Origin of the sequence: Methanobrevibacter sp. (genome assembly GCF_045116495.1) — an archaeon.
Classification (GTDB): domain Archaea; phylum Methanobacteriota; class Methanobacteria; order Methanobacteriales; family Methanobacteriaceae; genus Methanocatella.
Map to the genome: position 1 here is coordinate 1 of NZ_JBGULU010000012.1, position 10,942 is coordinate 10,942.

11 protein-coding genes, 1 tRNA gene and 1 pseudogene are annotated in these 10,942 nt (G+C 33.2%); 11 read left to right on the forward strand and 2 right to left on the reverse strand.

Going from position 1 to position 10,942, the window contains the following annotated elements; all coding sequences use genetic code 11:
- From ACJMLH_RS00505 to ACJMLH_RS00545, 9 genes are all read left to right on the forward strand, one after another.
- Positions 1–406 (forward strand): uL15m family ribosomal protein (locus tag ACJMLH_RS00505; RefSeq protein ID WP_405274006.1); only part of this gene is annotated, 406 nt, incomplete at its 5' end.
- A 32-nt stretch (positions 407–438) separates the two neighbouring features.
- The gene (gene secY, locus ACJMLH_RS00510) at positions 439–1,797 is read left to right on the forward strand and encodes a preprotein translocase subunit SecY (RefSeq protein ID WP_405274007.1); all 1,359 of its coding nucleotides are present in this window, start codon (positions 439–441) and stop codon (positions 1,795–1,797) included.
- 44 nt (positions 1,798–1,841) lie between these two features.
- The gene (locus tag ACJMLH_RS00515; RefSeq protein ID WP_405274008.1) at positions 1,842–2,402 is read left to right on the forward strand and encodes an adenylate kinase; all 561 of its coding nucleotides are present in this window, start codon (positions 1,842–1,844) and stop codon (positions 2,400–2,402) included.
- Between the two features lie 10 nt (positions 2,403–2,412).
- A complete protein-coding gene (locus ACJMLH_RS00520) occupies positions 2,413–2,991 on the forward strand; it encodes a DUF106 domain-containing protein (RefSeq protein ID WP_405274009.1) in 579 nt (192 codons plus the stop codon).
- Between the two features lie 125 nt (positions 2,992–3,116).
- The gene (locus ACJMLH_RS00525) at positions 3,117–3,383 is read left to right on the forward strand and encodes a 50S ribosomal protein L34e (RefSeq protein WP_405274010.1); all 267 of its coding nucleotides are present in this window, start codon (positions 3,117–3,119) and stop codon (positions 3,381–3,383) included.
- Entirely contained in the window at positions 3,383–3,904 is a 522-nt protein-coding gene (gene cmk, locus ACJMLH_RS00530; RefSeq protein ID WP_405274011.1) for a (d)CMP kinase, read from the forward strand. Before ACJMLH_RS00525 ends, cmk begins: the two co-directional genes overlap by 1 nt.
- The gene (locus ACJMLH_RS00535) at positions 3,905–4,126 is read left to right on the forward strand and encodes a 50S ribosomal protein L14e (protein ID WP_295611897.1); all 222 of its coding nucleotides are present in this window, start codon (positions 3,905–3,907) and stop codon (positions 4,124–4,126) included.
- 62 nt (positions 4,127–4,188) lie between these two features.
- Positions 4,189–5,154: an RNA-guided pseudouridylation complex pseudouridine synthase subunit Cbf5 gene (locus ACJMLH_RS00540; RefSeq protein WP_405274012.1), complete on the forward strand. Its 966-nt coding sequence runs from the start codon at positions 4,189–4,191 to the stop codon at positions 5,152–5,154.
- Between the two features lie 208 nt (positions 5,155–5,362).
- Positions 5,363–7,720, forward strand: coding sequence for a hypothetical protein (locus ACJMLH_RS00545; protein WP_405274013.1), 2,358 nt, complete (start codon positions 5,363–5,365; stop codon positions 7,718–7,720).
- A 208-nt stretch (positions 7,721–7,928) separates the two neighbouring features.
- On the opposite strand, the gene ACJMLH_RS00550 is transcribed toward ACJMLH_RS00545, so the two are convergent.
- On the reverse strand, positions 7,929–9,722 hold the full coding sequence (locus tag ACJMLH_RS00550) for a DUF2207 domain-containing protein (RefSeq protein ID WP_405274014.1): 1,794 nt from the start codon (positions 9,720–9,722) through the stop codon (positions 7,929–7,931).
- A gap of 17 nt (positions 9,723–9,739) precedes the next feature.
- A complete protein-coding gene (locus ACJMLH_RS00555; protein WP_405274015.1) occupies positions 9,740–10,297 on the reverse strand; it encodes a LemA family protein in 558 nt (185 codons plus the stop codon).
- Between the two features lie 230 nt (positions 10,298–10,527).
- Here ACJMLH_RS00555 and ACJMLH_RS00560 point away from each other — a divergent pair.
- Positions 10,528–10,612 (forward strand) — tRNA-Ser (locus ACJMLH_RS00560).
- A gap of 186 nt (positions 10,613–10,798) precedes the next feature.
- A pseudogene (rps13p, locus tag ACJMLH_RS00565) lies at positions 10,799–10,942 on the forward strand (30S ribosomal protein S13); the annotation flags it as partial.

A 10,942-nucleotide genomic window follows, 5' to 3' on the forward strand; every position in this document is an offset into this window, starting at 1 on the left:
AAGAGGTTCTAGATCCAACGGTGGAGGCTGTACCAAAAAACGTAGAGGTGCAGGTAACAAAGGTGGAAAAGGTAAAGCAGGTATGGGTAAACAACACTGGACCTGGACTGTAATTCACGACCCAGACCACTTTGGTAAACATGGTTTCAAAAGACCTCAAAAAATGATTAAAAAAGTCAATGCTGTTAATTTAAGTTATTTAGAAGAACAAGCTGAAAATTTAGTTGCAAGCGGTAAAGCATCAAAAGACGGCGATGCAATCGTTATTGATGTTACCGAATTAGGTTATGATAAAGTTTTAGCTAAAGGTAATATCACTAAAACTTTCAAAATATCAGCACCTAAATTCTCTGCTGGTGCAATTGAAAAAATTGAAGAATTAGGAGGAGAAGCTATAGAATTATAGCTTCCTTTAATAAATATTATCAGGGGAAGAAAATGTCATCACTGGAAGTATTAGAGCCAATATTTAAAGTTATTCCTGAAGTTAAATCTCCTGTTCACAGAGAAGACTTTAATGAAAAACTTAAATGGACCGCTCTAGTTTTAGTATTATATTATTTTTTAACTCAAATTCCATTATATGGTTTAGCTCCAGGAGCTATAGATCAATTCGCTCAGTTAAGAGCAGTTATGGCGGGAAGTTTTGGTTCAATTCTTACATTAGGGATTGGTCCTATTGTTACTGCTTCAATTGTATTGCAATTGTTAGTAGGTTCTAATCTTTTGGATTTAGATTTATCTTCTCATAAAGATAAGTCTCATTTTCAAGCTACTCAAAAAGTATTATCAATCGTTTTTACATTGTTTGAGGCTTCTGTCTTAGTATTAACTGGTAACTTAGTACCTATAAATGGATCTTATACTGCACTTTTAATTTTACAATTGGTTCTTGGGGCATTAGTAATTATTTACCTTGACGAAGTTGTATCCAAATGGGGATTCGGTAGTGGTATCGGTTTATTCATTGCAGCAGGTGTATGTCAACAAATCGTTGTTGGTACATTCAGTATCTTAACAGGTTCAGATCATTTACTTGCAGGAATTATTCCTAAATTCATACAATTAGCTACTACAGGTGTTTATAATTTCAGTATCTTGATTCCATTAATTGCAACTATTATCGTATTTTTAGTTGTTCTTTATGGTGAATCCATGAGAGTTGAAATTCCTATTTCCCATGGTAGTGTAAGAGGTCACGGAAGAATCAGAGGATCAGTTGGTAAATATCCATTGAAATTTGTTTATTCCAGTAACATGCCGGTTATTTTGACCAGTGCATTACTTGTAAACGTAACACTCTTTGCAAATGTTTTCCAAAAAATCGGTGTGCCTATTTTTGGTCACATTGATAAAGGTAAACCAGTTGACGGACTTGCATGGTTATTATCAACACCTAAATTACAGATGTTTATTACAGAACCACTTCATGTTTTAGTATATGCAATATTCTTTATTGGATTCTGTATATTATTCTCTTATCTATGGGTCGAAATCAGTGGTTTAAATGCTAAGAAGATTTCTGAACAACTATATTCATCTGGTATTCAAATACCTGGTTTTAGAAGTAGTAAACGTCAGTTATACAAAATTTTGAAAAAATATATTCCTGCACTTACCATTATCAGTGGTATTTATGTAGGTCTCATTGCTTTCCTAGCAGATTTAACCGGTGCTTTAGGTGGAGGTACCGGTGTATTGCTTACTGTAGGTATTATTCATAAACTTTATGAAGAAATGGCAGAGGAACAACTTATGTCCTCAAATCCAGTTCTTAGAAAATTCTTAGGAGAGTAAATCTCCTATATTTTTATCTTTTTAAAAAAAGGTGAGGGATTAAATTGAAATTAGTAGTATTAACAGGAATTCCAGGTTCTGGAAGTTCAACTTTACTTGGTAAAGCTTTAGATAAAGTCGATTATGTGCATTTAAATTATGGGGACATAATGACTGAAATTGCTATTAAAGAAAATATCGTTCAAGATAGGGATGCTTTAAGAAAATTATCAGCTGAAACACAAAAAGAAATTCAAGCAAAAGCTGCTAAAGAAATTAAAGAAAGATCTGAAAAGGATAATGTTATTGTAGATACTCATTGTACCATCAATACTCCATCCGGTTTCTTGCCAGGTCTTCCAATTTGGGTTTTAGAAGAATTAAAACCAGATCTTTTCATTTTAATTGAAGCTGATCCAGATGAAATTATATTTAGAAGAATGAATGATGATACTCGTGTCAGAGACAAACAAAAAGCAAAAGAAATTCAATTACATCAAGAAATGAACAGAGCTACATCAATGGCTTATGCTACTTTGACTGGGGCTACTGTAAAAATCTTGTACAATCATGATAATCATTTAGATTCTTCAGTTGAAAAATTAGTAAATGTATTAAATTTATAGGGGTATGACTATGGTTGATATAATGGGACCGATTTATGGTGTGTTGAATGCGATTTTCAATCCAATTCTAGCCATAGATCCTAATCCAGCTAATCCAGCTTTAACAGTTTTAATTATTGCATTTATTGTTTCTTTAATCACTACTGTTGCTAATAAATATTTAGTGGACCAGGATGAATTAAATGAAAAGCAAAAAGCTATGCAAGAATTCAATAAAGAGCTTAGGGAAGCTCAGAAAAAAGGTGACGGAAAAAAAATTGCAGAACTTCAGGCTAAACAAGCTGATATGATGAAAGACCAGACTGCAATGATGACTGATCAATTCAAACCGATGATTGTAACTTTCGTTCCAATTATTTTGATTTTCTTTTGGATGAGAACATCTGCTATTCATAATTTAGTAATTATTTTACCAAAAACTGTTTATTGGGTTACTTTAACACCTCTTTGGCATGTTATTGGTAGTTTCCTGTATGGTGGAGAAGCAACTATTCCGTATGGTATTGGTTGGTTATTGTGGTATATGATTTGTACTTTCGGTATGAGCCAAATTTTAAGAAAATACTTAGGATTTAAACAAGGGTTCTAAAATCGGCCATTAAACATACATTTATTAATGATGAAAAAAATATATTATATTATTCTATTTTAAGAATACGCTATTACACAATTATCAAATATTTTATTTAATTAAATTAATTTATAGGTGATTAAATGCCTGCAAATAGGTTTAGATCAAGATCATATAAAAGAGTTCATAAAAACACTCCTGGTGGAGAAAATGTTTTAAGATACAAAAAGAAAAAACCATCCAAGCACGTTTGTGCTGAATGTGGTGCAGTGTTACATGGAGTTCCTCGTGGACGTCCATATGAAATTAACAAATTGTCAAAAACAGCTAAAAGACCTAACCGTCCATACGGCGGATACTTATGTTCAAGCTGTGCTCGTAAACTTTTCAAAAACGAGGCTAGAAAATAATGATTATTACACTCGGCGGATTAGCTGGAACCGGAACAACAACCACTGCTGAACTTCTCAGTGAAAAATTAGACATTCCATATATTTCTGCAGGTTTTGTCTTTAGAGAAATGGCTGCCGAAATGGGAATGAGTGTTCTTGAGTTTAGTGAATTTGCTGAAGGTAATGATGATATTGACAAAGAAATTGATAAAAGGCAAGCTTTAAAAGCCAAAGAAGCAGAAAACCTTATAATTGAAGGAAGATTATCTGCATTTTTTGTTGATAATGCAGATTTAAAAATTTGCTTGGTCACTCCATTCGATGTTCGTTCTGAAAGAATAGCCAATAGGGAAAGCAAATCTGTTGAAGTGGCTAAAGATGAAATTATTGTTCGTGAAAAAAGTGAAGCCTTAAGATACATGGAAATCCATAATATTGACATATCAAATATGGATGTCTATGATTTAATTATAAATACTGGTACTTTTAATCCTGAAAAAGTATCAGAAATCATTATTCAAACATTAAAGGTGATATAAATGGCATCAATCGAAGTAGGTAGAGTATGTGTTAAAATTGCTGGTAGAGAAGCAGGCGAAAAATGCGCAATCGTTGAAATCATTGACGAAAACTTTGTAGAAGTTGTTGGTGAAGCAGTTAAAAACAGAAGATGTAATATTGCTCACTTAGAACCAACCGAAGACACTATCGATGTTTCAGGCGATATCGAAGCTATCAAAGCAGCTTTAGCAGATTTATAAATGAATAATTAAGTTTATTCATTATTTTACTATTTTTTATACTATTTTTTAAGGTTTTTTTCATGAAATTTGAGATGGTTACAAAATCCAGAAGCTTTACTGATCCTAATTTTGGCTGTAAACCAGAAGAAAGAGAAATCACCGATTATATCTCTAAAGGAGTAATTAACCTGGATAAACCGTCTGGTCCAACTTCTCATGAAATAGACGCATGGATTAAACGAATTTTACCAATTGAAAAATCAGGTCACGGCGGAACTTTGGACCCAAAAGTAACTGGAATTTTGCCGGTTGGTCTGGATGAGGCAACCCGTGCAATACAACTACTTTTAACAGCTCCTAAGGAATATGTGTGTTTATTGACATTTCATAATGATGTTTCTGAGGAAAAAATTCGTGAAGTTTTCGCAGAATTTACCGGAAAAATATTCCAATTGCCTCCTGTAAAGTCAGCAGTAAAACGTGAACTTAGGACACGTAACATTTACTATTCTACAATCTATGAAATTGAAGGGCGTGACGTATTGTTTAGAATCGGTTGTGAAGCCGGAACCTATGTAAGGACATATTGCCACAATATAGGTGAAGCTTTAGGCGTTGGAGCTCATATGGCGGAGCTTAGAAGAACACAGGTAGGTTCTTTTACAGAAAAAAATAACCTGGTTACATTGCAGGATGTTACCGATGCATATCATTTCTGGATTGAAGATGGTGATGAATCATTCCTTCGTGATGCGATAATGCCTATGGAACGGGCTGCAGATTACCTTCCAAAGATTGTAATCAAAGATTCAGCAGTTGATGCAGTTTGTCACGGTGCTGATCTTGCATGTGGTGGAATATCCACTTTGGCAGATAATATTCAAAAAAATGACATTGTAGCAATTGAAACCCTTAAAGGTGAATTGGTAGGGGCAGGTCACTCATTATTAACAAGTAATGAGATTTTGGAAGCCGATTCAGGTTTTGCAGTTAATGTTTCAAAAGTGTTTATGAAACCTGATACTTATCCAAGATTCTGGAAGTAAATAATTCATTTTTTTTTTAAATTCTTGTTTTCAATTTAATTGAATATAGTACATAGCTTATTTTTTTTAATTTTTTTTAAATATTGTAATCTTGTTTCTTTTTTTTGTTGATTGTTTTAAAATAGTTGAATTGTTTCGATATGTCATAACAATTATATATTATTTCAAAGAGAAATATATAACATTGTAATCTTATGGAAGATTTTTGATGTTGAGAAAAGAGATTATACTTTCAATATTATTGGCATTCTTCTTGGTTATCTCCTCAGCTAGTGCTATGGATAATTTAACTGAAGAGGCTATTAGCATCGATAATTCAAGTGATGCTATGATATCTGAAAGTATAGATAATCAGTCTCAAGCTTTACTTGCAACTTCTAAATCGTTTTCAGAGTTAAATTCTATTATTAATGACAATTATGAATTGAATATTTATCTAAAAGATGATTTCATATATAATCCTATTACAGATTCTAAATTTTCAAGTGGTATTGTCATTTCACGTTCAGTTAACATTTTTGGTCAAGGCCACACAATTAATGCAAACAATAATGCCCGAATTTTTAATGTAACAGACTATGTTATTTTCAACAATATTAAATTTATCAATGCCAAAGCAGGCGTTGGTTCTGCAATAACTGGCGATAGCTATGCAGTTACAGATTCATACTTCAAGAACAATCATGCTACTGTTGGTGGAGGCGCTATGAGTGGTGGTTATGCATCTCACTGTATTTTTGAAGCCAATACTGCTGGCAAGTATGGTGGTGCAATCTATAAAGGAAGTGCGGATAACTGTGAATTCATTGATAACTCTGCAACAGAAGGTGGTGCAATCAGTGATGTGTATGCTACGAACTCCGTATTTTTAAATAACCATGCTGAAAAAAACGGCGGTGCAATGTATGGCAGTTCTGCAGCACAGTGTACATTCACAGGTAATTCTGCAAAAGAATTTTCAGGTGCAGTATATAATGCTTATCTTATAGAATGTACTTTTATCAATAATACGGCTACTTATGCGGGTGCAGTTGGAGGGGGATCAAATTCCGCTCAAAATTGTATTTTCACAGGCAATTCTGCAGTTAATGGAGGGGCGGTATATGGGTATACAATTTACAATTCAAAATTTAGTAAAAACCATGCTACTAAAGGTGGAGCAATGTATACCGGTTCTACAAGTGGCAGCATTTTTGAAAATAATTATGCGACTGAAGATGGTGGTGCATTATATGATGCATATGCAGTAAACTGTAATTTCACCAGTAATTCTGCCAAACGGGGTGGAGCAATGTTTTTGAACTCCGCTAAAGATTGTGATTTCTATTATAATTCTGCAAATTATGGTGGCGCAATTTTCAAGGCTTTTGCAGATAAATGTGTATTATGGTACAATACTGCTAAAGTTCAAGGTGGTGCTATTGATGAAGGTGATGCGGAGTCTTCAGATTTAAGATATAATTCTGCAAAGAATGGTGGTGCAGTGTCTCTTACAGATGTATATCAATGTTCCATTGTTGAAAATACTGCTACAGAGTATGGTGGCGGAGCATATAAGACATCTGCAAATGGGTGTCTTTTCCAAAAGAATACTGCTAAATATGGTGGTGCAATATCTGTCTCAAGTTCTGCTTCAGGTTGTATCTTCAAATATAATATAGCTAAAATAACTGGTGGAGCTAAATATGATTCATCTGTTGAAAACTCTGAATTTGAGGGTAATTTACCGAAATACACTCTAAAGGTTTCTGATTTCACTGGAATTTATGGTTTTGGTGGAAATATTCACATTGGATTATATGACTCTCCTGATTATCCTGTAACTGGTGTAAATGCATCAATTAAAGTTTATAACTCTAAAAATGCAGTCATTGGAAAATACAAATCAGAAGTTGGGTATAACTGGTTTGTTAATTTACCTGCAGGCAAATATAAAGCCCAAGTAGCTGTTGATGATGACTGTTATGATGTTGATTCTATAAAAATATCAATTCATATTTTAAAATCTTCATTCATTTATGTTGTTAATATAACTACAAATTATCAGGCAGGTAAGGTCTTGCTTGTTAATTTGCACGATTCTGCAGGCCATTTCATTAAATATGCTAAGGTTTCTGTTAATCTCAACGGTGCGACTAAAACTTATTTAACTGATGCAAACGGTCAGGTTATGATTCCAACCAAAACATTAACTCCTAATACTTATACGGTATCAATTAACTTTGCAGGTGATGATATTTATACTCCAACTTCAGCTACTGCAAGTATCACAGTTAAAAAATTAACTCCGAAAATGACTGCGGCAAAGGCTACTTTCAAGGTTAAGGATAAATCCAAAAAATATGTCGTCACTCTTAAGGATAATAAGAAAAAACCCATGAAGTCTGTTAAAATTACTGTTAATGTTAATGGCAAAACATATTCTGCCAAAACAGGCAGTACTGGTCAGGCTACATTTTCACTCAAGAAACTGACTAAAAATGGAACTTATAGTGCTAATGTAAAATATGAGGGTAATTCAAAATATAATTCTGTTAAAAAGACGGTCAAGATTACTGTCAAATAATTGTTCTATTATTCTTAATTGAAGCTTTATTTATCTTACAGTTTCTTCTTTTAAAATTGATTAGATTAATCCTTATTTAATTTAAATTCTATAATGTTAGGGTTTTCAATAAACTGGTTTTGTGTGATGTAGATTGCAGAGTTAATTTTTCAATATTTTTTCAGGTGATTTGAAGGAGGTATTGTAAAAAAAATAAAAAAGAGGAGTGCTAGAAAGCACCTCCGCCCCCACCGCCGGATCCTCCACCGAGTCCTCCGAAGTCACCTATATCTGAGCTTGATGAAGGGTTGGCTGCTGATTCTCCAGTGAGGAATGCTTCATGCATCATGTAATATCCTCCATAATGATGGTACAGGAATATATCATCATTATATTCGGATATATTCTTTTCTTGAAGTTTCATAGATTTATAGACATTGTCCGCCACTCCTAGCGCAGCACCATAAATCAGGTACTTTTTCCAAACGACTATTGATTCAGGAGGGTGTTCATTAATCAGGCTGTTGTCCTTTAGGAATTTCTTAAAGTTTCTCCATTTAAGATAGAATAATCTTCCTTTTGGTGTCCATTGTCCGAAAATATCATTTGGAAGTAATATTACAATTAATGAAAATATTGCAAGTGCAATTCCACCTCCAATTGCAAAAATACCATTGCGGAGATTTGTAAACAGTCCTAAAATGAATATGATTATTCCAAGGATTATTCCAGCAATGCCCAACACTTTCATGAATTTAGCTCCTTTATTGTTGAAATAAGTTTCAAGCTGCTCTGATTCAAGATATTCATGTTTGACATCCTGTTGCCATTCATTATATTCTTCCATAAACAATTTGGCATTTGATTCATAGGATAAATCCCTATTGAGATTGGATAAGTTTACAATATCTGCACTGTCGGAAAACATCTCCATTATTTCGAATACTGTGTGTTCATGAATGGCCAAATTAGCAGTTTTATTTCTGTTTAATTTTAAGAATAGTTCTGTTAATTCTGTGTTTGGATCCCTTTTGGTTTGTAGTTCAAATACTTTTTTGTCAATGAGATTGAGTATTGTTGCTTCAAATCCTTTCATGTTCGGAGTTCCGATATCATGTGAGTTGTCTATTAGTGCATTAACCATAGCTGGAGGGTCATCTGTTGGAAGTTCCCTTTCATAGATGCCGTCATAGTCTACTTTCGGTTCTCTTCCATATCTTAAGTAGATAAATATTGCAACAATTGGACTGATTAGGGATAGCAGCCCCATTATGAGATATGAAGTATTCCAGAAATTCCTTCCATTTACGCTGGCATCCAAATTTTTTATTATTTGGTCTTGCCCGTTTGTGTTCACATGTTTTGCGTAGGTTGCATTATTAAAATCATCCAACGGCATCAACACAAGCAATTCATAAAATTCCCCTGAAGGAATGGATTTGGAAGTAATTGAGATGGTATCATTTGTTATGTAACTTGAAGAATTATATTCTTGAGGATTAAGGTAATATTTAATGTCTTTGTTTGCCGGAAGATGGACGGTTGCACTCAGTCCGCCGGTTCCTACATCCCACTCTTCTCCCCAAAGTTTGTACTGAAGTCCTGCAACGTCATTAAAAAGAGTAACTGTATTTTTCATATCATAGCTGATGTTAACATACACTTCAGTATCTGAAATTTGCTTAGTGTGTGCTTCATCGGCATATAAGTAGATTTTAAGATGCTTTTTACCTGATTCATCCGTTATTTTGGTAACTGGATAGGCTCCCTTTGCATCTACAGTAATATTGTCTAGGGTTTCTCCTTCTTTTAGAGGGATATCCCTATAGACTCCATTGAATGTTCCCTGAAATGTATAATCATATATTTCTTCTACATGCAGTAGACCATTACTTCCAACGGTCAGTTCAATGAATGCATGATCAATTGTATAACTTTTGTCGTCATCCGCTGAAACTAATGCTATTGTTGAAAATAAAATAAAAAATAATAAAATTATACAAAATGCTTTTTTAACATTCATATAATTTCACCTTTAATTTAAAATTTAACTTCTGGAACTGCGGTTTCACTTTCAGGAGCTTTATAGAATTCTGCTTCTTTAAAACCAAACATGCGAGCAAAAAGACTGCTTGGGAATTGTTCACATGCGTTATTGTATTTTAGTACAACATCATTGTAGAATTGTCTTGCATATGAAATTTTATCTTCTGTTTCAGTTAATTCGGACTGTAACTGTTGGAAATTGGAATTGGCTTTCAATTCAGGATAATTTTCAGCTACAGCAAATAATGTTTTTAAAGCACCGGTCAGTTGGTTGTCTGCAGTGCTTGCCTCTTCAATGTTAGTTGCATTCATAACATTGCTTCTTGCTTGTGTAACATTTTCAAAGACTTCTTTTTCATGTCCTGCATAACCTTTAACTGTTTCAACAAGATTTGGAATCAGGTCATTCCTTCTCTTGAGCTGCACTTCAATTTGTGAATAGCTGTTTTTCACTCGATTTCTGAGATTTACTAAATTGTTATATAAATGTATAATAGTAAAAATGACAAATAGGATTGCCACTACTATCACAATAATTAAAAGGATATTCATTTTATTCACCTAATATAATGTATATATTATATTTAAGAATATATTTTTGCTTTTTAATTATAATTTTCGTAATTTTTTTAAAGTAGGACCAATAAATAAATCTTTGTAAATGATATATTTTTTTTAAAATCCCCTCTTTAAACAATAACTTTATATATGTTGAAGGGAATATATTATTTTATCATATTATTCTAGACAATATGATGTACAAGTATTGCTAACTATTTTATGCCGAGATAGTCTAGCCTGGTAAGGCGCGAGACTGGAAATCTCGTGGGCGTTCAGCCCTCCTGGGTTCAAATCCCAGTCTCGGCGTTTATTAGTTTTTAACTTAGTTTTTTTGTTTTAATTAAAAAAATACTTGTGAAACTGATATTTTTGCACTCTTAGCTAATATGCTAAGTTTTAAATTGTTGAAAGAACTGTGCTTTGAAAAGTTCAAAGCATTCGAATCTATAATTTTACGTCTCGTAGATTCGCTCTATAAACGGAGGTTATTTAATGGAAGACGACTTTAAGCACTTAGTGCGTATTTCAAGAAAGGATGTAAATGGTAACAAAACCATTGAACAAGCTTTAACCGAAATTAAAGGTGTTGGAATATCTTTATCTAAAACTATGTGCCGTACTTTAGACTTAGATTTA

Excerpts from the sequence above, each read along its gene's own strand:
- secY (WP_405274007.1), top strand. The coding sequence starts at position 439 with ATGTCATCACTGGAAGTATTAGAGCCAATATTTAAAGTTATTCCTGAA.
- ACJMLH_RS00520 (WP_405274009.1), top strand. The coding sequence starts at position 2,413 with ATGGTTGATATAATGGGACCGATTTATGGTGTGTTGAATGCGATTTTC.
- ACJMLH_RS00525 (WP_405274010.1), top strand. The coding sequence starts at position 3,117 with ATGCCTGCAAATAGGTTTAGATCAAGATCATATAAAAGAGTTCATAAA.
- cmk (WP_405274011.1), top strand. The coding sequence starts at position 3,383 with ATGATTATTACACTCGGCGGATTAGCTGGAACCGGAACAACAACCACT.
- ACJMLH_RS00535 (WP_295611897.1), top strand. The coding sequence starts at position 3,905 with ATGGCATCAATCGAAGTAGGTAGAGTATGTGTTAAAATTGCTGGTAGA.
- ACJMLH_RS00540 (WP_405274012.1), top strand. The coding sequence starts at position 4,189 with ATGAAATTTGAGATGGTTACAAAATCCAGAAGCTTTACTGATCCTAAT.
- ACJMLH_RS00545 (WP_405274013.1), top strand. The coding sequence starts at position 5,363 with ATGTTGAGAAAAGAGATTATACTTTCAATATTATTGGCATTCTTCTTG.
- ACJMLH_RS00550 (WP_405274014.1), bottom strand. The coding sequence starts at position 9,722 with ATGAATGTTAAAAAAGCATTTTGTATAATTTTATTATTTTTTATTTTA.
- ACJMLH_RS00555 (WP_405274015.1), bottom strand. The coding sequence starts at position 10,297 with ATGAATATCCTTTTAATTATTGTGATAGTAGTGGCAATCCTATTTGTC.